22 protein-coding genes, 1 tRNA gene and 1 pseudogene are annotated in these 20,088 nt (G+C 61.0%); 12 read left to right on the top strand and 12 right to left on the bottom strand.

What is annotated here, in order from left to right; all coding sequences use genetic code 11:
- The first annotated feature begins 149 nt into the window (after window positions 1–149).
- Both htpX and LIX93_RS07340 read left to right on the top strand, forming a co-directional pair.
- Window positions 150–1,037: a protease HtpX gene (gene htpX / locus LIX93_RS07345; protein ID WP_226503347.1), complete on the top strand. Its 888-nt coding sequence runs from the start codon at window positions 150–152 to the stop codon at window positions 1,035–1,037.
- A 200-nt stretch (window positions 1,038–1,237) separates the two neighbouring features.
- Window positions 1,238–2,005 (top strand): class III extradiol ring-cleavage dioxygenase, encoded by a 768-nt coding sequence (locus tag LIX93_RS07340; protein ID WP_226503346.1) that lies wholly within the window; start codon window positions 1,238–1,240, stop codon window positions 2,003–2,005.
- A gap of 93 nt (window positions 2,006–2,098) precedes the next feature.
- Here the strand turns inward: LIX93_RS07340 and LIX93_RS07335 are convergent.
- From LIX93_RS07335 to LIX93_RS07325, 3 genes and pseudogenes are all read right to left on the bottom strand, one after another.
- A pseudogene (locus tag LIX93_RS07335) lies at window positions 2,099–3,797 on the bottom strand (DEAD/DEAH box helicase).
- 378 nt (window positions 3,798–4,175) lie between these two features.
- On the bottom strand, window positions 4,176–4,877 hold the full coding sequence (locus LIX93_RS07330) for a spermidine synthase (RefSeq protein ID WP_226503691.1): 702 nt from the start codon (window positions 4,875–4,877) through the stop codon (window positions 4,176–4,178).
- Window positions 4,878–5,004: 127 nt separating this feature from the next.
- Complete coding sequence (locus LIX93_RS07325) at window positions 5,005–5,241, bottom strand: DUF1127 domain-containing protein (RefSeq protein ID WP_311969146.1); 237 nt, start codon at window positions 5,239–5,241, stop codon at window positions 5,005–5,007.
- A gap of 93 nt (window positions 5,242–5,334) precedes the next feature.
- Here LIX93_RS07325 and LIX93_RS07320 point away from each other — a divergent pair, with 93 nt between their 5' ends.
- From LIX93_RS07320 to LIX93_RS07310, 3 genes are all read left to right on the top strand, one after another.
- Window positions 5,335–6,189 carry a LysR substrate-binding domain-containing protein gene (locus tag LIX93_RS07320; RefSeq protein ID WP_226503344.1) on the top strand — a complete coding sequence of 285 codons (855 nt, stop codon included), beginning with the start codon at window positions 5,335–5,337 and terminating at the stop codon, window positions 6,187–6,189.
- 189 nt (window positions 6,190–6,378) lie between these two features.
- On the top strand, window positions 6,379–6,852 hold the full coding sequence (locus tag LIX93_RS07315; RefSeq protein WP_226503343.1) for a MarR family transcriptional regulator: 474 nt from the start codon (window positions 6,379–6,381) through the stop codon (window positions 6,850–6,852).
- A gap of 137 nt (window positions 6,853–6,989) precedes the next feature.
- Window positions 6,990–7,409, top strand: coding sequence for an organic hydroperoxide resistance protein (locus LIX93_RS07310; protein ID WP_226503342.1), 420 nt, complete (start codon window positions 6,990–6,992; stop codon window positions 7,407–7,409).
- 95 nt (window positions 7,410–7,504) lie between these two features.
- Here the strand turns inward: LIX93_RS07310 and LIX93_RS07305 are convergent, their stop codons facing one another.
- Window positions 7,505–8,074, bottom strand: a complete 570-nt coding sequence (locus tag LIX93_RS07305) for an elongation factor P (protein WP_226503341.1) — start codon at window positions 8,072–8,074, stop codon at window positions 7,505–7,507.
- 47 nt (window positions 8,075–8,121) lie between these two features.
- Window positions 8,122–9,255, bottom strand: a complete 1,134-nt coding sequence (gene earP, locus LIX93_RS07300; RefSeq protein WP_226503340.1) for an elongation factor P maturation arginine rhamnosyltransferase EarP — start codon at window positions 9,253–9,255, stop codon at window positions 8,122–8,124.
- Between the two features lie 264 nt (window positions 9,256–9,519).
- Between earP and LIX93_RS07295 the strand changes: the two genes are divergently transcribed.
- Both LIX93_RS07295 and LIX93_RS07290 read left to right on the top strand, forming a co-directional pair.
- Window positions 9,520–9,954, top strand: a complete 435-nt coding sequence (locus LIX93_RS07295; protein WP_226503339.1) for a hypothetical protein — start codon at window positions 9,520–9,522, stop codon at window positions 9,952–9,954.
- Window positions 9,955–9,956: 2 nt separating this feature from the next.
- Window positions 9,957–10,439: a GreA/GreB family elongation factor gene (locus LIX93_RS07290; protein WP_226503338.1), complete on the top strand. Its 483-nt coding sequence runs from the start codon at window positions 9,957–9,959 to the stop codon at window positions 10,437–10,439.
- Window positions 10,440–10,444: 5 nt separating this feature from the next.
- Here the strand turns inward: LIX93_RS07290 and LIX93_RS07285 are convergent, their stop codons facing one another.
- Window positions 10,445–11,368 (bottom strand): LysR family transcriptional regulator, encoded by a 924-nt coding sequence (locus LIX93_RS07285; RefSeq protein ID WP_226503337.1) that lies wholly within the window; start codon window positions 11,366–11,368, stop codon window positions 10,445–10,447.
- A gap of 160 nt (window positions 11,369–11,528) precedes the next feature.
- On the opposite strand from LIX93_RS07285, the gene LIX93_RS07280 reads away from it, so the two are divergent.
- Entirely contained in the window at window positions 11,529–12,269 is a 741-nt protein-coding gene (locus LIX93_RS07280; RefSeq protein WP_226503336.1) for a 3-oxoacyl-ACP reductase family protein, read from the top strand.
- Window positions 12,270–12,361: 92 nt separating this feature from the next.
- Here the strand turns inward: LIX93_RS07280 and LIX93_RS07275 are convergent.
- Window positions 12,362–12,451 (bottom strand) — tRNA-Ser (locus LIX93_RS07275).
- 234 nt (window positions 12,452–12,685) lie between these two features.
- Here LIX93_RS07275 and LIX93_RS07270 point away from each other — a divergent pair.
- Complete coding sequence (locus tag LIX93_RS07270; RefSeq protein WP_226503335.1) at window positions 12,686–13,375, top strand: crotonase/enoyl-CoA hydratase family protein; 690 nt, start codon at window positions 12,686–12,688, stop codon at window positions 13,373–13,375.
- Here the strand turns inward: LIX93_RS07270 and LIX93_RS07265 are convergent.
- Window positions 13,344–14,165, bottom strand: a complete 822-nt coding sequence (locus LIX93_RS07265; RefSeq protein ID WP_226503690.1) for an SDR family oxidoreductase — start codon at window positions 14,163–14,165, stop codon at window positions 13,344–13,346. The genes LIX93_RS07270 and LIX93_RS07265 overlap by 32 nt on opposite strands.
- A gap of 280 nt (window positions 14,166–14,445) precedes the next feature.
- Here LIX93_RS07265 and LIX93_RS07260 point away from each other — a divergent pair, with 280 nt between their 5' ends.
- Window positions 14,446–14,598, top strand: a complete 153-nt coding sequence (locus LIX93_RS07260; protein WP_226503334.1) for a DUF3309 family protein — start codon at window positions 14,446–14,448, stop codon at window positions 14,596–14,598.
- A 59-nt stretch (window positions 14,599–14,657) separates the two neighbouring features.
- Here the strand turns inward: LIX93_RS07260 and LIX93_RS07255 are convergent, their stop codons facing one another.
- The 3 genes from LIX93_RS07255 to LIX93_RS07245 form a co-directional block, all read right to left on the bottom strand.
- Window positions 14,658–16,328, bottom strand: a complete 1,671-nt coding sequence (locus LIX93_RS07255) for a cation acetate symporter (protein WP_226503333.1) — start codon at window positions 16,326–16,328, stop codon at window positions 14,658–14,660.
- Complete coding sequence (locus LIX93_RS07250; RefSeq protein WP_226503332.1) at window positions 16,325–16,636, bottom strand: DUF485 domain-containing protein; 312 nt, start codon at window positions 16,634–16,636, stop codon at window positions 16,325–16,327. The genes LIX93_RS07255 and LIX93_RS07250 overlap by 4 nt, the downstream gene beginning before the upstream one ends.
- 154 nt (window positions 16,637–16,790) lie before the next feature.
- The gene (locus LIX93_RS07245; protein ID WP_226503331.1) at window positions 16,791–17,648 is read right to left on the bottom strand and encodes a glycine betaine ABC transporter substrate-binding protein; all 858 of its coding nucleotides are present in this window, start codon (window positions 17,646–17,648) and stop codon (window positions 16,791–16,793) included.
- Window positions 17,649–17,764: 116 nt separating this feature from the next.
- Between LIX93_RS07245 and LIX93_RS07240 the strand changes: the two genes are divergently transcribed.
- Together LIX93_RS07240 and LIX93_RS07235 are read left to right on the top strand one after the other, a co-directional pair.
- Window positions 17,765–17,932: a hypothetical protein gene (locus LIX93_RS07240; RefSeq protein WP_226503330.1), complete on the top strand. Its 168-nt coding sequence runs from the start codon at window positions 17,765–17,767 to the stop codon at window positions 17,930–17,932.
- A 31-nt stretch (window positions 17,933–17,963) separates the two neighbouring features.
- Window positions 17,964–19,535, top strand: coding sequence for a glycosyl hydrolase family 17 protein (locus LIX93_RS07235; RefSeq protein WP_226503329.1), 1,572 nt, complete (start codon window positions 17,964–17,966; stop codon window positions 19,533–19,535).
- A 110-nt stretch (window positions 19,536–19,645) separates the two neighbouring features.
- Here the strand turns inward: LIX93_RS07235 and LIX93_RS07230 are convergent, their stop codons facing one another.
- On the bottom strand, window positions 19,646–20,002 hold the full coding sequence (locus LIX93_RS07230) for a hypothetical protein (RefSeq protein ID WP_226503328.1): 357 nt from the start codon (window positions 20,000–20,002) through the stop codon (window positions 19,646–19,648).
- Window positions 20,003–20,088 lie beyond the last annotated feature (86 nt).

The raw sequence follows: 20,088 nt of genomic DNA, 5'->3' as shown, positions 1-20,088 counted from the left end.
GGGCGCCACGCTTGTAGGAAACGTCCTCCAAAGGTGTAAGAAAATTCACCGGGACACAGTTTGAAATAGTCGGCTGGTTGAATCGTTCGGGTATCCGCCTTATATACCCGAGCACGCTACCTATTTTATCCGTGAGGAACGTAACAACCATGATGCGCATCCTGCTGTTCCTGGCCACCAACCTGGCGGTCGTGTTGATTGCCAACATCACCCTGAGCCTGTTCGGCTTCAACGGGGTGATGGCGGCTAACGGCGTTGACCTCAACCTCCATCAGCTGCTGATCTTCTGCGCTGTGTTCGGCTTCGCCGGCTCGCTGTTCTCGCTGTTCATCTCCAAGTGGATGGCGAAAATGAGCACGGGCACCCAGGTCATCAGCCAACCGCGCACGCGCCATGAACAATGGCTGCTGCAGACCGTCGAACAACTGTCGCGTGAAGCCGGGATCAAAATGCCCGAAGTCGGCATCTTTCCGGCCTACGAGGCCAATGCATTCGCCACCGGCTGGAACCGCAACGACGCACTGGTTGCGGTCAGCCAGGGCTTGCTTGAGCGGTTTTCGCCCGACGAAGTCAAGGCGGTGCTGGCGCATGAGATCGGCCATGTGGCCAACGGTGACATGGTCACCCTGGCGCTGGTGCAGGGGGTGGTCAACACCTTCGTCATGTTCTTCGCGCGCATCATCGGCAACTTCGTCGACAAGGTCATCTTCAAGAATGAAGAAGGCCGGGGCATGGCCTATTTCATCGCGACGATCTTCGCCGAACTGGTATTGGGCGTCCTGGCCAGCATCATCGTTATGTGGTTCTCGCGCAAACGCGAGTTCCGCGCCGACGAAGCCGGTGCCCGTCTCGCTGGCACGGCCGCAATGATCGGCGCCCTGCAGCGGCTGCGCGCCGAGCAGGGGTTGCCAGTGACCATGCCCGATACCCTGACCGCCTTTGGCATCAACGGTGGCCTCAAGCATGGTCTGGCGGGGCTGTTCATGAGCCATCCCCCACTGGAAGAACGCATTGAGGCGCTGCGCCGCCGCGGTTGATACATCCCGGTGCGAGCGGGCCTGCCGCCAAAATCGTGTCAGCCACATTGATGTGGCTGACATACCGGATCGAGAGCAAACCTCCTCGTTACACAAGCGGTTGAATCGGATAATCCGATAGGACACTCGCAAAACTTATATTGGATTCTGATCAATCACCTGCGCCAAGATAGTCCTATCTCAACTCCAGGACCACGGCCATGCTACCCAGCCTGTTCATTTCCCACGGCTCACCTATGCTGGCGCTCGAACCGGGCGCCAGCGGCCCTGCCCTCGCAAGATTGGCCGCCGAGCTGCCGCGCCCGAAAGCGATCGTGCTGGTATCGGCGCATTGGGAAAGCCGCGAACTGCTGGTCGCCAGCGGCGAACACCCCGAGACCTGGCATGACTTCGGTGGCTTTCCACCCGCGCTGTTTGCAGTCCAGTATCCGGCGCCAGGGCAGCCAGCCTTGGCCGCCGAAGTCGCGCGGCTGCTCATCGACGCCGGCCTGCCTGCGCGCCTGGACCCTACCCGCCCCTTCGACCATGGCGCCTGGGTGCCGCTGTCGCTGATGTACCCCGACGCCGACATCCCAGTGGTTCAGGTGTCACTGCCTAGCCGGGAAGGCCCTGCGCTGCAGGCGCGAGTCGGGCAGATCCTCGCGCAGCTGCGTGATCAGGACGTATTGCTGATCGGCTCTGGCAGCATTACCCACAACCTGCGCGAGCTGAGCTGGCAGGCCGGCCCGGATCTGGCTACACCGTGGGCGCTGGAATTTCGCGACTGGATGGTCGACAAGCTCAATACCGAGGACCGCGAAGCCTTGCTGGATTATCGCCAGCGGGCCCCGCACGCGGTGCGAAATCACCCGAGCGACGAGCATCTGCTGCCCCTCTACTTCGCCTATGGTGCTGGTGAGCGCTTCAGCATCGCCCATCAAGGGTTCACCTTGGGCGCGCTGGGCATGGACATCTACCGCTTCGACTGACCAACGCTACACAGATAAACGTCCAGGCATAAAAAAATCCCCGATCATCACTGATCGGGGATTTTTTGTTTCAGCTCACTGATTCACCAGGAATCAGTCTTCGCGATAACGGCGCAGCTTCAACTGCTTACCGGCAACACGAGTGTCCTTGAGCTTGCTCAGCAGCTTCTCGAGGCCATCTTCCGGCAACTCGACCAGGCTGAAGCTATCGCGCACCTGGATGCGGCCGATCGCTTCGCGGGCCAGGCCGCCTTCGTTGAGGATGGCACCCAGCAGGTTCTTCGCGGCGATACCGTCGCGAGCACCCAGTGCGGTACGGCAACGTGCACGGCCTTCGCCCAAAGGCACAGGCGCGCGACGCTCACGATCACCACGCTCAGGACGATCACCCGAGGTGCGTTCGCGAGGAGCGCTGGTCGGAACCAGTGGCTGCTCCTTCTCGACTGCACCCAGGGTCAGCGCTTGGCCATTGGTGGCCTTGCGCAGCAGCGCAGCGGCCAAGGCACGCGGGCTGCAACCGATATCAGCGGTCAGACGATCGAGCAGATCACCGTGAGTCTCTTCAGCATCGGCAACCAGCGGCGCCAGGCTGTTGGTCAGTTTCTTGATGCGGGCATCGAGAACGGCCTGAGCATCTGGCAGGCGAACTTCGGCAACCTTTTGACCAGTTACACGCTCGATCACTTGCAGCATGCGGCGCTCACGTGGAGTCACCAGCAACAGAGCGCGACCTTCGCGACCGGCACGGCCAGTACGGCCGATACGGTGCACGTAGGACTCTGGATCGTACGGCATGTCGACGTTGAACACGTGAGTGATGCGCGGTACATCCAGACCACGGGCAGCGACGTCGGTAGCGACGACGATGTCCAGACGGCCATCCTTGAGGGATTCGATTACACGCTCACGTTGATTCTGGGCGATGTCACCGTTCAGCGCGGCCGCCTTGTAGCCTTTCGCTTCCAGCGCACTGGCGAGGTCAAGGGTGGCTTGCTTGGTGCGCACGAAGGCGATCAGCGCGTCGAATTCTTCCACTTCCAGCAAACGCAGGACAGCGGAGGTCTTCTGGTCAGCGTGAACCAACAGGTGAGCCTGCTCGATCGCGGTAACGGTTTGCGTCTTGGTCTGGATCTTGACGTGTTTCGGGTCTTTCAGGTGACGCTCGGCGATCGCACGGATCGACTGCGGCAAAGTTGCCGAGAACAGTACGGTCTGGCGAGTTTCAGGCATGGCCTTGAAGATGACTTCCAGGTCATCCATGAAGCCCAGCTTGAGCATTTCGTCGGCTTCGTCGAGGACCAGGTGATTAACCGTGGCCAGGACTTTTTCATCACGACGCAGGTGGTCACACAGACGACCCGGGGTCGCGACGACGATTTGCGCGCCGTTGCGGATAGCTTTCAACTGCGGGCCCATCGGGGCGCCGCCATATACTGCAACCACGGTTACGCCAGGCATCTGCTTGGCATAGGTTTCGAATGCGGTTGCTACTTGCAGCGCCAACTCGCGGGTTGGCGCCAGGATCAGGGCTTGCGGCTCGCGCTTGCTCGGGTCGATAAGGCTCAGAATAGGCAGAGCAAAGGCGGCAGTCTTGCCGGTACCTGTCTGTGCCTGGCCGATCATGTCATGACCGGCGAGAATGATCGGGATCGATTGATGCTGAATAGCCGAAGGCTCTTCGTAGCCAGTCGCGACGACGGCTGCAACAATAGTGGGGTGAAGTCCGAGACTGGCGAAGCCGCCGGTTTCCTGGGTCATGGGTCTGCCTCTAAGTGCATCCGCAAAGACCCATGCTCCAAAGCTGCGCATGCCGTGTAAGACTCGAGAGTCACCCTGGCAGCTTTGTCGGCGGGGATTTGCGAAAACGATTGAATGAAAGAATCGTCAGGGAGATGTTCGCAATGCGAACACAGCAAAAGCTGTGTGTCGGTGTATTACGCTACCTGAACGCGGCCCTGTTAAAGACCGGCGCGCACTATACCTGAAATCGGCTGTTACGTGAGAGTTTTTTATTGCCGTCAGCGCCACGCGAACCTTGGCGCAGCCGGCGTGGGAATATCCCCTGCGGCGTCGAGGCCCTGAGCCGCCTGCTAGCGGGCTAAATCGTTTAAGCCGGCAACACCGACCGATCGTCGGCGGCCATCGTCACGCCCGCGAAGAGTGCCAGGGATCAGCTCGCCGGACGCACCGCATTGATCAGTCGATCCAGTGAATACCCCAACTGCGGCGCCAAGGCCGTCGCCCTCGCCCGCAACCCGTCGAAATCCAGGTGCTGTTCCAGATCGGCCGGGATGATCAGGATCACATTGCCCTCGGTCACCGGGCACTCCCAGTAATGCCGGTGATACAGGCCACGCAGCAGCGCCGCGCCCAGCGGCTTGCCGTCATCGCCCGCCCACTGATTGATGACCAGCCAGCCACCGGGGTTGAGGTGCTTCTGGCAATCTTCCAGAAACCGCCAGGCCAGATGCCCGACGCCTGGGCCATGGTCGGTGTACAGGTCGACGAAGATCAAATCCGCCGGCTCCGCGCTCGGCAGTAGCTCTAGGGCGTCGCCGACCCGCAGGTACAGCCGCGGATCATCGTCGAGCCCCAGATATTCCAGGGCAAGCCGCGGTACATCGGGGCGCAGTTCGATGCATTCGACGTCCTCGAGCGGCAGGAACTTCAGGCACGCCTGGGTCAAGGTGCCGGCGCCCAGGCCAAGGAACAGCGCGCTTTCCGGCGCCTGATGACAGAGCGCACCAATCAGCATGGCGCGCGTGTAGTCATATTCCAGCCAGCTGGGATCGGCGGTGAACACGCAACTTTGCTCGATGGCATCGCCGAATTCGAGGAAACGATAATCCTCGACTTCCAGCACGCGGATCATGCCATAGGCATCATGGACTTCGGCCAATACCCGCTCGATGCGCTCGCGCGGGGCTTGTTCAGGGATGTTATCGGACTCAGGGATGTCTTCCACCAGCTCGCTCGGCACGATCAAAAAAACGATTGTGTCATTTTTTCAGCGGATCATCCCAGAACGGCCGCTCACTCTCATCATGAATATCGGCGCGACTCAGGCCAAGATCCTTCAGCGCGCTGTCGCTGAGGGCCGCCAGGGTGCGGCGCTGCTGGCCAAGCTGATACCAACGCGCCATGCGCTGGCAGAGCGCCTTCCAGCGGGATTGGCGCGGAACATCGCCGCACTCTCTGGTCTCGACCTGCACGAATCCACGTTGACCTTTCATCATTGCGCTCTCCAGTTGGGATGGCATCAGTGTCCGGCTGCGGATAAGATCAATCCAACGAATGTTTTTTATGCAATACATCTCGGAGATTGATCCATGTCCCAGTATCAGAGCATCGACTCCGAAGTGCTGCGCACCTTTGTGGCGATTGCCGATGAAGGCGGCTTCACCAAGGCCGGAGAAAAAATCAATCGCACCCAGTCCGCCGTCAGCATGCAGATGAAGCGGCTGGAAGAAGACGTTCTGCAGCGCCAGTTGTTCGAGCGCGATGGCCGCCAGCTACGCTTGACCGCCGAGGGCCAGATCCTCCTCGGCTACGCTCGACGCATTCTCAAGCTGCACAGCGAGGTGTTTACTACCCTGCGCGAGCCGCACATGGTCGGCACCGTGCGCGTCGGCACGCCGGATGATTACGCCATGCGTTTTTTGCCCGGGATTCTATCGGGGTTCGCTCAGGCCTACCCGTTGGTTCAGGTCGAAGTCCATTGCGAAACCTCGACACAGCTGCTCCAGCGCAACGATCTGGACCTGACCATCGTCACCCGCAGGCCGGGGAGCGAGATCGGCCAGTTACTGCGCCATGAGCGCTTTGTCTGGGCCGAGGCCAATGGCTTCGCCCCCCACGAACAGCAGCCGATGCCGCTGGCGATGTTCAACACCGACTGTTTTTGCCGCGAGTGGGCGTGCAATGCCCTGGATGCCGGCGACAAGCCCTACCGGATCGCCTACTCCAGCCCGAGTCTTTCGGCGATCATGGCCGTGGTCAGCGCTGGCCTGGCAGTGACTGCGCAGCTACAGAGCTTGATACCCGCAGACATGCGCATCCTCGGCGAACGCGAAGGCCTGCCCCTGCTGCCCACCGCCAACATCATGTTATTGCGCAACCCGGCGACTCAATCTCCCATGACCGAATGCCTGGCCGATCACATCGCCGAGGGCTTCAAGCTGTAGCGATCAGGGCATTGGGGTGAGCATTTTCAGCGCGCCGGATAATGGCGCGCAAACTCGAACGAACTCTCACAGACTTTACGGTTCGAAATTTACAATCACCGCCCGAGACCCATGGCGGCGCTTTCAATGAGCTGCAACATTAAAACCAAGAACGCTAAATATGCGCGTACCACTGAAACAAGGATCCGTATGAGCGCGAACTCTCCTGCTGCACCCGAGACCTCGGCACCTTGCGAGGACCTGCTGCTCGACAACCAGTTGTGCTTCGCCCTGTATTCAACCTCGTTGCTGATGACCAAGGTTTACAAGCCCTTGTTGCAGGCACTGGGCCTCACCTACCCGCAATACCTGGCCATGATGGTGCTGTGGGAACAGGAAGGCCTCACCGTGGGTGAAATCAGCACCCGCCTGCTGACCGACCCGGGTTCGCTGACGCCGTTGCTCAAGCGCCTGGAATCCGAAGGCCTGCTGAGCCGCACCCGCAGCAAGGACGACGAGCGCGTGGTGATCGTCAAGCTTACTGAACAGGGACGCGCGTTGCAGACCCGCGCCCAGGAAGTGCCGCAGTGCATCCTCAGCGCCAGTGGCATGACGGTCGAACAACTGCAAGCGTTGCAAAAGCAGCTGCTGGGGCTACGTGGTCACCTGCAGGGCAGCCTATAAACCAGTAAGAGAAGGCCGACCATTCGTCGGCAATCTTGATTTTTTATCTTGCGCATTAAATATTAGCGCGATACATTTATTTCGTACCCAAGGGCGAGCCCGCCCTGAACCAGACACTCACGACTGAGGACTAATCCATGAAAACGCTCTATACCGCTACTGTAACCGCCACCGGTGGCCGCGACGGCCGTGCCGTTTCCAGCGACAGCATCCTTGACGTCAAACTGGCCACCCCCAAGGAACTGGGCGGTGCCGGCGGCGCGGCCACCAACCCTGAGCAGCTGTTCGCGGCGGGCTACTCGGCTTGCTTCATCGGCGCACTGAAGTTCGTTGCCGGTCAAACCAAAGCCGCTCTGCCGGCCGATACAGCAATCACCGCTGAAGTCGGCATCGGCCAGATCGAAGGCGGTTTCGGCCTCGACATCGATCTGCGCATCAGCCTGCCCGGCCTGACTCAAGACCAGGCGCAGAGCCTGGTGGACGCTGCCCACAAAGTGTGTCCGTACTCCAACGCCACCCGCGGCAATGTCGATGTACGCCTGCACGTCAGCGTCTGACGTTCGGTTTTCAGCGCTCATAAAAAAACCCGACTCGCGTCGGGTTTTTTGTGTGCGCTGATTCGCCAGGGCGTTATCAGTCAACGGGTCCGCAATTACTTGGCGCGACCTTTGTACGAACCGCCTTCGCGGGTGTCGATCTCGATGCGGTCACCGATTTCGATGAAGTCGGCAACGCTCAGCTCAGTGCCGTTGGCCAGCTTGGCAGGCTTCATGACCTTGCCCGAAGTGTCGCCGCGAGCGGAGCCTTCGGTGTAGTCGACGACACGGACGATGGTGGTCGGCAGTTCGACGGATACCAGGCGGTCTTCGAAGAATACGGCTTCGCAGACGTCGGTCATACCTTCTTCAACGAATGGCAGAACCGATTCGATGTCTTCGGCGTTCAGCTCGTACATGGTGTAGTCGGTGGTGTCCATGAACGTGTAGGTGTCACCGCTGATGAAAGACAGGGTGGCTTCCTTGCGGTCCAGGATCACGTCGTCCAGCTTGTCATCGGCGCTGTAGACGATTTCAGTCTTGTAGCCGGTCAGCAGGTTCTTCAGCTTGGTCTTCATGATCGCGCTGTTACGACCGGATTTGGTGAATTCGGCTTTCTGCACCAACCAAGGATCGTTTTCGAGACGGATCACGGTGCCGGGTTTCAGCTCTTTACCAGTTTTCATTACAAACTTCCGAATAGGGTGGGGATTACAAAATTCCAGGCCGCATATCATAGCCAATTTCGATGAAACTGCACCAGCGCCATGGCAAGATCCGCCTGGCGGGCCTTTTCATCGCTCCAGGCTTGAGCATGGGTCGTCAGCTCTGGCCAGTTGGCCAGCATCTGCCGCCAGCTCTCGGCGATGTCCTGTTCCATGTTCCAGGCCCGCCAGAAACTCAGCGTCGCGGCCTCGGCAGCGGGCCCAAGCCCTTGAGTGTAGAGGGCCAGAAAGGCTTCGAGCTTTTCCCAGTGGGCATACTCCTCCTGCTTGTAGATATGCCAGACCAGTGGTCGCCCCGCCCACTGCGCGCGAACAAAGGAATCTTCGCCGCGCACAGCATTGAAGTCGCAGCACCAGAGCAAGCGATCGTAGTCATTCTGACTGACGAACGGCATCAACTGCAGGGTCAGCGCCCCACATTGGCGGGGTTCGTCAAGCAGCAATGGCCCGTCGCCGAGCCAGCGCTCGACGTCACCCAGCACTCGCCCACGGGGTACCAGCAGATGGGTCGGCCGCGAATCCTCGGCCAGGGCCTGCAACCATCCGGGTATCTGGGGATGCTCGTAGGCAAACAACGACATCAATCGCGCCTCGGCGGCTACGTACACACCCCACTGTGCCAGGAAGGCCTGTCGCCTGGCCGGATCCTGCTGCCATTGGCGACGCTGGTCGAGCAAGCCCGCTTCGCGCAACAACCCGCCGGTATCGGCTTGAAACCCCGGGAAGAAAAAATACTTCTGGTAGCCAGCGGTTTTCAGCGACGGCAGTCCGTGGCAACCGCCCACCCACTCTTCGGCACTCAGGTAATCCAGATTGAGCCACAGGCGCACCGGGGTGGATCGGGCCATGGCATCGACATAATCCACCGGCAGCTTGCAGGCGAAGGCTTCGATCACCACGTCAGGCATCTCGACCCTCTGCCACACCGATGGCCACTGACGCACGTCGACGCCCGCCTGCCATTGCTGCGCCGCCTGCGGATCGGCCGTCGGACACAGGGGCACGAACGAGGCCAGATCATCCACCCAGAGGCGCACCTGCAGGTCATGTTCGGCCACCAACTGACGGGCCAGGCGCCAGGTCACGCCGATGTCTCCGTAGTTATCGACGACGCTGCAAAAGATATCCCAGGAAGCTTTCATGTCAGACACCAATTATGCTGTTCCCTTGAGACGATCGATCGGCTCGGAAAATCGGCCCAGTAAGCCAAACCGCGCATTGTCCGCAGTTTTGCGTGTCGACAACAGCAGCAAAGCAGATAATCGAGCCGCCACCCGTGCAACAATGTTTTACGTCAACAGGTTTCATGCTGTATTCACCGAACTGCACGCCGGGCAGCGGGTCCACAGACGTAGCCCCGCACGCCGGTTCCAGCCTGCAATCCACGCCAACGCCAGGAGGCTGTCATGCCTGTTCTCAGCAAAAGCCGCGAGTTGCCTGTGCGCTCCAGACGCCCCCTGCGCCTGGTCCTGATCATCGCCCTGGGCATCTGGCTAGGCTTCATGGCCTTGGGCCTGAGTGCCTGGCTGATCTACAAGACCCTGTACACGCCGATCGAGGCGCCCGCCGCAATCAGCAACCTCACCACCCCGCAGAGCATTCGCCAGCCCCAGGCTCCGGCCCTGCCAGCCATCCCCAGCGATCCCGCCCTGGCCACTCAGAACCACATGTTCGAGCAGTATCAGGAGAACCTCAGCCGTCAGGAAACTTCTGATGCGGTGGAGCAGGCGCGGCGCAACCCGGATAATTTCGCCAACCCCAAGTGCCAGTTCTGGTTGCAGCAGGCGCAAACCGCGCCCAGCGACAAGAGCCGCGGCAACGTACTGATGTTTTGCAACTGACCATGGCTAAAACGCAACTGCTCGAACTGATCACCGCGACCCTGGCGCGTAACCTCGATATTGCTCAGCGCGCCGCGCAGACCGCCTACGAAACCGCGACGCACGAGGAAAACGTCGCCGAAAACAAATACGATACTTTGGGCCTCGAAGCCTCCTACCTGGCCACGGGGCAGGCGCGCCGCACCGAAGAAATCCGCCAGGCGCTGCTGAAGTATCAAGGCCTGACACTGCGCGACTACGACGCTGCGGTAGGTATCCAGGTCGGCGCGCTGATCGATCTGGAGAACACCCACGGCGAGCGCCAACAAGTCTTCCTCGGCCCCGACGCCGCCGGGCTCACGCTGAGGCTCGATGGCGCAATCGTGACCGTGATCACGCCCCTCGCGCCGTTGGGCATGGCGTTACTGGGCAAATTCGCGGGTGATGAGGTGAGTGTTCGCATCGGCAACAGTCTTCAGCATTCGGAAATCATCGGGATCTCCTGAGCGCCTTACACCGCGCTGAAGCGCTGATACAAGCCCTGCGCCTTGAACTGCTCGATCACAAAGTCGACGAAGGCGCGGGTCTTGCCGGGCAGCAGCTTGTGCTCGGCGTAGTACAGCGAGATGTTGCCATCGTCTACGTACCAATCCGGCAAGACCCTCACCAGGCTATGGCGCTCAAAGTAAGGCAAGGCGAACGGCATGCTTACCAAGGCGATGCCCAGCCCCTGCTCCGCCGCCGCGCAGGCCGCCTCGGAGTCGCTCATGGTCATGCGCGGGTTCAGGCGCAGCGGGCATTGCTCCTGAGTCCGGTGAGTCAGCGGCCAATTGCGCACCCGGCCAGTCTGCGGCGAACGGATGAGGATACCGTCGGCGGCGTGCAGGTCATCGGGATGCGTCAAGCCGCCATGGCGCTGTAAATACCTGGGGGCGGCAACCAGAATGCGATGCGCCGGCGCCAACTTGCGCGCCACGACGCCGGGTGGCAACTCGAAACCGCCACCGATGGCCGCATCGAAGCCCTGCCCGATCAAGTCGACCTGGCGGTTATCGAAATGCCAATCGGCGCTGATGCCCGGGTAGCGCGCCAGAAATGCCGCCAACAGCGGCACGATGTACAAACGCCCGAACACCAGGCCCATGCTGACCTTGAGGGTGCCCACCGGCTGCCCTTCGGCGCTCGCCAGGTTGGCCACGGCGTTCTGGATAATGGCAAAACTGCCACTCACTTCCGCCAGGAAACGTTGGCCGGCCTCGGTCAGGGTCAAGCGCCGGGTACTGCGCAGGAACAGCCGCACGCCAAGGCGCGCTTCCAGACCGGCGACGTTCTTGCCGACCGCCGCTGGCGTGAGGCTCAGCCGCCGCGCGGCCTCGGCAAAGCTGCCGGCTTCGGCGCTGCGAATGAAGCTTTCAATGCTGCCGAAGTTTTCCACGACTAGACTCCCAGTCCCAGGCAGCTTAGGGCTGCTCGCCGATTATAAACTTCAAGTTTACACAGAACATGCCAATCAGGGTCTACACGAGAGGTAATCCAGCACCGATACTCATCCACACACCAGGGCACCACGCCCTGCCCACTTCAGGAGACACATCATGTCCAGTCTTACCGGCAAGGTTGCATTGATCCAAGGCGGCTCCCGCGGCATTGGTGCCGCGATCGTCAAACGCCTGGTAGCCGATGGCGCCAGCGTGGCCTTCACCTACGTCAGCTCGGCGGCCAAGGCCGAAGCGCTGCAGAACGAGCTCATCGCCGGCGGCGGCAAGGCCCTGGCCATTCAGGCCGACAGCGCCGACGCCCAAGCCGTGCAACGCGCAGTCGCCGCCACCGCTGAAGCCTTTGGTGGCCTGGACATTCTGGTCAACAACGCCGGCGTCCTGGCTCTGGGTTCGGTCGAAGACCTGTCCCTCGCCGAGTTCGACAAGACGTTGGCCATCAACGTGCGCAGCGTCTTCGTCGCCAGCCAGGCGGCCTTGCAGCACATGGGCAACGGCGGGCGCATCATCAACATCAGCAGCACCAACGCCGACCGCATGCCCTTCGCTGGCGGCGCCACCTATGCCATGAGCAAATCGGCCCTGATCGGGCTGGTCAAAGGCATGGCGCGCGACCTCGGTCCGCGCGGCATTACGGTCAACAACGTGCAACCGGGTCCAGTGGACACCGACATGAACCCGGCGGATGGCGAGATGGCTCCGGGGATGCTGGGGTTGATGGCGTTGGACCGTTACGGTACTGCTGAGGAAATCGCTGACTTCGTTGCCTACCTGGCGGGCCCGCAGGCGGGGTATATCACTGGCGCGAGCTTGACGATCGATGGGGGCTTCGGGGCCTGAGGCGGGGTTGAAACGGCCCTGCCCCAACCGACTCCAAAAACCAAAAACCCCCGGTAGCCAAGGCTTACCGGGGGTTTTGGGCGTATCGAATATGGCGGTGAAGAAGGGATTCGAACCCTTGATACAATTTCTTGTATACACACTTTCCAGGCGTGCTCCTTCAGCCACTCGGACACTTCACCGTATCTCGGCAAACCGTTAGGTCTGTCGAGGCGCGCTAATGTATTCGAAAGCCCCGCAGATGGCAAAGGTTTTTTGCAGAATTTTCATGTGGTTAATACCGATTGGCCTCCTGCCGGGATTTCCCGACGCACGCAGGCTAATGCACGAGCGTGACCGCCCAGTCAGTCACGGCGCTTTACGCCAGGCCATTGCGTGGGTAACGTCTGCTGCACTTCATAACAAGGAATCGCGTCATGAGCGAGCTGATCGACTACCGTCTCGAAGACGGCATTGCCACCCTGAGCCTGCATAACGGCAAGGTCAACGCGCTGTCGCCTGAAGTCATCGCCGCCTTTAACCAGGCGCTCGATCAGGCCGAGCAGGACAAAGCCGTAGTGATCGTCACCGGCCAGCCGGGCATTCTGTCGGGCGGTTACGACCTCAAGGTAATGACCAGCGGCCCGCAGCAGGCTCTGGATCTGGTCACCTCGGGCTCGACACTGGCGCGGCGCCTGCTGGCCCACCCCTATCCGGTGATCATCGCCTGCTCCGGCCATGCCGTGGCCAAGGGCGCCTTCCTGCTGCTGTCCGGCGATTACCGCATCGGTGTCGAAGGGCCGTTCCAGATCGGCCTCAACGAAGTGATGATCGGCATGACCATGCACCACGCTGGCATCGAACTGGCCCGCGATCGTCTGCGTCGCTCGGCCTTCCAGCGCGCCGTCATCAACGCCGAGATGTTCGATCCGGCAGCGGCGCTGAATGCCGGATTCTTCGACAAAGTGGTCAAGCCCGAGGCGCTGATGGAAGAAGCGCTGAAAGCGGCGCACCAACTGAAAAAAATCAACATGACGGCGCACCGCAACACCAAGCTCAAGGTCCGCAAGAAACTGCTCGACGGCCTGCAAGAGGCTATTCGGCTGGACCAGCAACTGGGCTTCTAGCGCGCATGCGCGTCGCCATGGTCGCCATCTCGTCATAAAGCGCCTGGGGCTGGCGCTGCTTGAGCTGCCACGCGGCGCGCCCTTGCTCGTGGGGCAGGATCATGAACGCACCGCGGGCAACCTCGGCATACATGTAATCCGCGATGTCCGCCGCCGAGATCGGCGAACTCTCCAGCAACTTGGCCACCTGCGCCTTCATCGTCGGCGTCGGCCCGCGGAACGAATCCAGCAGCGCTGTCTGGAAGAACGACGGGCAGACCACGTGCACGCCCACCTGGGCATCGCGCAACTCCACCAGCAGGCTCTCCGACAACGCCACCACCCCGGCCTTGGCGACGTTGTAGTTGCTCATGCCCGGCCCCTGCATCAGGGCCGCCATGGAGGCGATATTGATGATGCGCCCGTGGCTGCGTTCCAGCAGCGGCAGGAAGGCCTTGCAACCCTTGACCACGCCCATGAGGTTGATCGACAGCTGCCAGTCCCAGTCCTCGAGCGACAGCTCGGCAAAAAAACCGCCCGACGCCACGCCCGCATTGTTGACCAGCACATCGATGCCGCCGAATTGCTGCTCGCAGCGCTGCGCCAGCGCCACCAACTGGCTGTAGTCGCGCACATCGCAATACTGAGCAAACCCGTCTCCGCCAACGGCGCGGACCTGAACCAGGGTTTCCTGCAACCCCGCTTCGTTCAGGTCGCACAGCGCCAGCTGCCAACCCTCACGGCCCCAGCGCAGGGCGATCTCGCGCCCCAGCCCGGAGCCGGCCCCAGTGATCATCATGCGCATGGGCAGCGCCCTCTTCTTCATTGACTGATGAGTCGAGACTAGCTGCCCGCATGCCGTGGCGAATCCACTATCAACGGCCTGAATATCCCTCATGTCAGGCGGCGAAGCGCCTGACAGCTGCGCGGGCAGAACCCACCCTCACCGAGTGCGAGGGGGTGACGAACGTCTGCAATAATATCGTGCAGTAATAAAATGACTTTTTTTCACAGACCAGAGTCGGAGTTGGTAAGCGGTCATGAATGTCCCGACCGACGAACATAACTACAGTCCAAATAAGGAAGTCGCCATGGGCACCATACTTATCGTCATCCTCATCCTGCTGCTGGTGGGCGGTCTGCCTGTGTTCCCGCACTCCAGAAGTTGGGGCTACGGGCCATCGGGTATCATCGGTACCGTCTTGATCATCCTGCTGATCCTGGTATTGCTCGGGAAGATATAGGGTTCAGGCACAATGAAAAAGGCAGCCATCTGGCTGCCTTTTTCATACCTGCGATGTGCTTAGTGAGAAACCGCTCCACTCGCGCCCAGACCGGTCTGCGAACGGACGAACTGCGGGTAGAACTTGGCCCGCTCCTCGTCAGCGGCAGTGGATTTGTCGGTGATCGAGAAGAACCAGATGCCGACAAAGGCAATGATCATCGAGAACAGCGCCGGGTACTCGTAGGGGAAGATCGCCTTGGCGTGACCCAGGATCGACACCCAGATGGTCGGCCCGAGGATCATCAGGCCCACGGCGCTGATCAGACCCATCCAGCCACCGATCATGGCACCCCGCGTGGTGAGCTTCTTCCAATACATCGAGAGCAGCAGCACAGGGAAGTTGCAGCTGGCGGCGATGGAGAACGCCAGGCCGACCATGAACGCGATGTTCTGGCTCTCGAACAGAATGCCCAGGCCGATCGCCAGCACCGCGAGAGCGATGGTGGTGATCTTCGAGACGCGGATTTCATCCTTGTCGTTGGCCTTGCCCTTCTTGATCACGCTGGCGTAGAGGTCATGGGACACCGCCGAGGCACCGGCCAGCGTCAGGCCCGCGACGACCGCAAGGATGGTAGCGAAGGCCACCGCCGAGATAAAGCCGAGGAACAGGCTGCCACCCACTGCGTCAGCCAGGTGTATCGCCGCCATGTTGTTGCCGCCCAGCAAGGCGCCCGCAGCATCCTTGAATGCCGGATTGGTGCTGACCAGCAGGATCGCGCCGAAACCGATGATGAAGGTCAGGATGTAGAAGTAGCCAATGAAACCGGTGGCGTAGAGCACGCTCTTGCGGGCTTCCTTGGCGTCGCTGACGGTGAAGAAGCGCATCAGGATATGCGGCAGGCCGGCAGTACCGAACATCAAGGCCAGGCCCAGCGAAAACGCCGAGATCGGATCCTTGACCAAGCCGCCAGGGCTCATGATCGCCTCGCCTTTGGGGTGAACCTTGATGGCCTCGGAAAACAGCGCATTGAAGTCGAAGTTGACGTGCTTCATCACCATCAGCGCCATGAACGACGCACCGGACAGCAACATCACCGCCTTGATGATCTGCACCCAGGTCGTGGCCAGCATGCCGCCGAACAACACGTACAGGCACATCAGGATACCGACCATGATCACCGCCACGTGATAGTCGAGACCGAACAACAGCTGGATCAGCTTGCCGGCACCGACCATCTGCGCGATCAGGTAGAACGCCACCACCACCAGCGAGCCACAGGCCGACAGAGTGCGGATCTCTTTTTGCTTGAGACGATACGAGGCCACGTCGGCGAAGGTGTACTTGCCCAGGTTGCGCAGCCGCTCGGCGATCAGGAACAGAATGATCGGCCAGCCCACCAGAAAGCCGATCGAGTAGATCAGGCCGTCATAACCCGAGGTATAGACCAGTGCGGAAATCCCCAGAAACGACGCCGCCGACATGTAGTCACCGGCAATTGCCAGGCCGTTCTGGAAACCGGTGATCTTGCCGCCCGCCGCATAATAGTCGGCGGCCGACTTGTTGCGTTTGGATGCCCAGTAAGTGATGCACAGGGTGAAACCGACGAACACCACGAACATGATGATCGCGGGAATGTTGAGCGGTTGTTTCTGCACCGCGCCGGTAATGGCATCGGCGGCGGAGGCGACCGGGGCAATGGCGCCCAGCGCCAATGTGGCCAGCAATGTACGGGTCGATGCAGGGATCATTGTTGCGCCTCCTTGAGGATCTCGTTGTTGAGGTCATCGAATTCACCGTTGGCGCGCCGTACATAAATGGCGGTCAGGATGAAAGCGCTGACGATCAAACCGACACCGATGGGGATCCCCCAGGTGATCGACGAGCCTGCACTGATCTTGGTCCCCATGACTTGTGGGCCATAAGCGATCAGGAGGATGAAAGCGGCGTAGAGGCCAAGCATGATCGCTGAAAGAATCCAGGCGAACCGCTCGCGTTTGGAGACCAGCTCCTTGAAGCGCGGGCTGTCTTGTATCTTGCTGTAAATGCTGTCGTTCATTATTTTTGTCCTAGCAGCACAGATTGGTTGGAACGTTGCCACTGTATGCTGGCCATAGGCGCATTCCAGACGACTTTAGTCGTATAGCGAGTATGGACGCTGAAATGAAAAAGGCCACCGCGAAGGGTGGCCTTTCAGGGACGTGGAGCAAAGCTTATTTAGCCGTCCACTGCGCGACGCGATCAGGGTGGGCAGTGACCCAGGCCTTGGCGGCCGCATCGGGCTTCTCGCCGTTCTGGACAGCGAGCATCACGGCGCCGATCTCGTCAGCCGAAGCCCACTGGAATTTCTTCAGGAAAGCGACCACTTCCGGGGCTTTCTTCTCCAGGTCCAGGCTGCCGACGCTGTCGACTGTCTCTGCGGCACCATAAACGCCTTTCGGGTCGTCCAGGAAGCGCAGTTTCCACTTGGCGAACATCCAGTGCGGTACCCAACCGGTGACGGCAATGGATTCGTGCTTGTCTTCGGCACGCGCCAGTTCAGCGGTCATGGCAGCGCCGGAGCTGGCCACCAGCTTGTAGCCGTCCAGACCGTAATCCTTGATGGCCTGATCGGTCTTGATCATCACGCCTGAACCGGCGTCGATACCGACGATCTTCTTCTTGAAGCTGTCATCCGTAGCGAGGTCGGCTACCGATTTGGCCTTGACGTACTCGGGCACGATCAGGCCGATCTTGGCGTCCTTGAAGTTCTGGCCGTAGTCGACGACCTTGTCCTTGTTCTTGGCCCAGTACTCGCCATGGGTCACAGGCAGCCAGGCCGACAGCATCAGGTCGAGCTTGCCGGTGGCCACGCCCTGCCACATGATCCCGGCAGCGACCGGCATCAACTTGGTGTCGTAGCCCAGTTTCTCCTTGATGATTTCGGAAGCCACAAAGGTGGTCGCTACACTGTCGGACCAGCCATCGACATAGCCGATGCTTAACGTAGGCTTGGTATCAGCGCTGGCGAGGCTGGTGCCCATGGCCAGAACCAGAGCGGCACCCGCTCCCAAAAAACGTCGCATTTTCATGTTGCTTCCCCGAAAAGGCTGGGCTCGACAGTATCGAGCGCTGAGAATGTTGTGTGTTGGTGCAAGGCGCCTCCATTACGCCCATCGCCGGCCCTCGGCACATCGGCGCTATCTTGATGAGCCCGCCCGACGCACTGATCATCGGCTTCGGGACACAACCATCCTGCTCTGCCAGCGACCTTGACGGGGTGGAAAACGACATCACCGGGCCATTAGGGAAGAAGAAACAAAAAATCGCCCGAACCTTGCATGGCAACGCTCAAGGCAGCCGCAAATACGGGTAACATGCGCCCAGTGTTTCTGCCTGGCGCCATCATGTCCCCCACTGCTCGCTCTGCCCTGCTGCCCTATCTGCTTGCCTGCCTTATCGCCTTCGCGGCCCTCTGTGCCTTTTGGTATAGCTTGGGCAAGCCGGTCACCCTGGCCGATGCCGCCAGCCCCAGCCACAAGCTGCAATGCGCGTCCTATACGCCGTTCGACAAGGATCAATCGCCGTTCGACCAGCCGCTCAAGGTACGCCCGGCGCGCATGGATGCCGACCTGGCCCTGCTGGCCACGCGTTTTCAGTGCATACGCACCTATTCCATGACCGGGCTCGAAGCCATCCCCGATCTGGCGCGCAAGCACGGCCTCAAGGTAATGATGGGCGCCTGGGTCAACCGCAATCCGGTCGATACCCAGCTGGAGATCAAAGCGCTCATCGCTTCGGCCAATGCCAACCCTGACGTCGTCACCTCAGTGATCGTCGGCAACGAGGCGCTGCTGCGCAAGGAAGTCACTGGCGCGCAGTTGGTGGCGTTGATTCGGCAGGTCAAGGCCGAGGTCAAGCAGCCGGTCACCTACGCCGATGTCTGGGAGTTCTGGGATCAATACCCGGAGGTCGGCAAGGCAGTGGACTTCCTGACGATCCACTTGCTGCCGTACTGGGAAGACAAGCCCAGCGGTATCGATGACGCCCTGGCCCACGTCGCCAACGTTCATGACGACTTCGCCAAGCGCTTTGCACCGCGCGATATCGTCATCGGCGAGACCGGCTGGCCCAGTGAAGGCCGTCAGCGCCAGACCGCGCTGCCGAGCCGGGTCAACGAGGCCCGCTTCATTCGCAGTTTCGTCGCCATGGCCGAGCAGCGCGGCTGGCACTACAACCTGATCGAAGCCTTCGATCAGCCCTGGAAGCGCGCCAGCGAAGGTGCGGTGGGCGGCTATTGGGGGCTGTTCGATGCCGACCGGCAGAACAAGGGCGTGCTCGAAGGCCCGGTGAGCAATCTGCCGTTCTGGCCGCAATGGCTGGGCGTCGGCGCGTTGCTGGGTTTGCTGGTGCTGGTCATCGCGGGGCGTCCACAAGCCGCCAGCCAGGGCGGTCTATCGGGGCTCAAACCGGCGCTGCTACCACTGCTGGTGGGCGTTGGCGTCGCCAGCCTGGGTATCTGGGGTGAACTGATGCGGGTGACGGCGCGGTTTGCCGGGGAATGGGCATGGGCGGCGGTGATGGTGACGCTGAACCTCATCGTGCTGGTGCATGGCGCCCTGGCGGTGGCTTGCCCCACCGGGGCTCGCGCCCGCCTGCTGGCCTGGCTGCAAGCCCGCGCTGGCGCCTGGGCCATGGCCGCCGGTTTCGCCGGTGCGGTGATGATGCTGACCATGGTGTTCGAGCCCCGCTATCGCAGTTTCCCCACGGCGGCGCTGGTGATACCGGCGCTGGTCTATCTATGGCGACCGGTGCGGGTCCGACGCAACGAAACCCTGCTGTTGACGCTGATCATCGCTGCCGGGATCATTCCGCAACTGGCCCGTGAAGGCCTGCAGAACCCTCAGGCGTGGGGCTTTGCCCTGGTCAGCGCACTGCTGGCGCTGGGCTTGTGGCGGTGTGTGAAGGTCAGTCGCTAGAACGCGCTGAATCAGATAGGGCCCCTTCGCGGGCAAGCCTTGCTCCTACAGATGCACGCCTGTGGGAGCAAGGCTTGCCCGCGAAGGGGCCATCATCGATGGCGAAAAAATCAGCGCCGAACCAAACGTAATCCCGCAATGACCACCGCGAATACCGACAGGCTGGCGCTATACAGCACCAGCCCTGGCGCGCCGACCACCAGGCCGAGTCCCGCCAGCCACTTGCCCACCCGCCCAGGCAGCACGAAGCCGAGCACGGCGAACCCAAGGGCAGACCAGCCGATCGCGCCCAGATAGATGATCAGGCCAAGGTGCGAGCGCGCCTGGCACTGCCAACGATCGGGATCGTCGACACAGGCCGCCACCCACTGGGTGCTCTCCATCAGCCCATAGCGCACGCCATAGCTGAGCAGAACCCACAGCAACAACAGGGCCAGGCCAATCCACAGGGGCATCCGACGGGACATGCACTACTCCAGGCTGAGAAAATCGTCGCACAGCATAATCACCTTGAGCAGCCTTGCAAGCAAAAGCAGCTGGAACGCTGTCAGCG

The sequence above is a fragment of the Pseudomonas sp. MWU16-30317 genome (genome assembly GCF_020515695.1).
Classification (GTDB): Bacteria; Pseudomonadota; Gammaproteobacteria; order Pseudomonadales; family Pseudomonadaceae; genus Aquipseudomonas.
This window is presented reverse-complemented; position numbering and strand designations above follow the sequence as displayed.

Excerpts from the sequence above, each read along its gene's own strand:
- htpX (WP_226503347.1), top strand. The coding sequence starts at position 150 with ATGATGCGCATCCTGCTGTTCCTGGCCACCAACCTGGCGGTCGTGTTG.
- LIX93_RS07340 (WP_226503346.1), top strand. The coding sequence starts at position 1,238 with ATGCTACCCAGCCTGTTCATTTCCCACGGCTCACCTATGCTGGCGCTC.
- LIX93_RS07330 (WP_226503691.1), bottom strand. The coding sequence starts at position 4,877 with ATGATCCGCGTGCTGGAAGTCGAGGATTATCGTTTCCTCGAATTCGGC.
- LIX93_RS07325 (WP_311969146.1), bottom strand. The coding sequence starts at position 5,241 with ATGATGAAAGGTCAACGTGGATTCGTGCAGGTCGAGACCAGAGAGTGC.
- LIX93_RS07320 (WP_226503344.1), top strand. The coding sequence starts at position 5,335 with ATGTCCCAGTATCAGAGCATCGACTCCGAAGTGCTGCGCACCTTTGTG.
- LIX93_RS07315 (WP_226503343.1), top strand. The coding sequence starts at position 6,379 with ATGAGCGCGAACTCTCCTGCTGCACCCGAGACCTCGGCACCTTGCGAG.
- LIX93_RS07310 (WP_226503342.1), top strand. The coding sequence starts at position 6,990 with ATGAAAACGCTCTATACCGCTACTGTAACCGCCACCGGTGGCCGCGAC.
- LIX93_RS07305 (WP_226503341.1), bottom strand. The coding sequence starts at position 8,074 with ATGAAAACTGGTAAAGAGCTGAAACCCGGCACCGTGATCCGTCTCGAA.
- earP (WP_226503340.1), bottom strand. The coding sequence starts at position 9,255 with ATGAAAGCTTCCTGGGATATCTTTTGCAGCGTCGTCGATAACTACGGA.
- LIX93_RS07295 (WP_226503339.1), top strand. The coding sequence starts at position 9,520 with ATGCCTGTTCTCAGCAAAAGCCGCGAGTTGCCTGTGCGCTCCAGACGC.
- LIX93_RS07290 (WP_226503338.1), top strand. The coding sequence starts at position 9,957 with ATGGCTAAAACGCAACTGCTCGAACTGATCACCGCGACCCTGGCGCGT.
- LIX93_RS07280 (WP_226503336.1), top strand. The coding sequence starts at position 11,529 with ATGTCCAGTCTTACCGGCAAGGTTGCATTGATCCAAGGCGGCTCCCGC.
- LIX93_RS07270 (WP_226503335.1), top strand. The coding sequence starts at position 12,686 with ATGAGCGAGCTGATCGACTACCGTCTCGAAGACGGCATTGCCACCCTG.
- LIX93_RS07260 (WP_226503334.1), top strand. The coding sequence starts at position 14,446 with ATGGGCACCATACTTATCGTCATCCTCATCCTGCTGCTGGTGGGCGGT.
- LIX93_RS07255 (WP_226503333.1), bottom strand. The coding sequence starts at position 16,328 with ATGATCCCTGCATCGACCCGTACATTGCTGGCCACATTGGCGCTGGGC.
- LIX93_RS07250 (WP_226503332.1), bottom strand. The coding sequence starts at position 16,636 with ATGAACGACAGCATTTACAGCAAGATACAAGACAGCCCGCGCTTCAAG.
- LIX93_RS07245 (WP_226503331.1), bottom strand. The coding sequence starts at position 17,648 with ATGAAAATGCGACGTTTTTTGGGAGCGGGTGCCGCTCTGGTTCTGGCC.
- LIX93_RS07240 (WP_226503330.1), top strand. The coding sequence starts at position 17,765 with ATGAGCCCGCCCGACGCACTGATCATCGGCTTCGGGACACAACCATCC.
- LIX93_RS07235 (WP_226503329.1), top strand. The coding sequence starts at position 17,964 with ATGTCCCCCACTGCTCGCTCTGCCCTGCTGCCCTATCTGCTTGCCTGC.
- LIX93_RS07230 (WP_226503328.1), bottom strand. The coding sequence starts at position 20,002 with ATGTCCCGTCGGATGCCCCTGTGGATTGGCCTGGCCCTGTTGTTGCTG.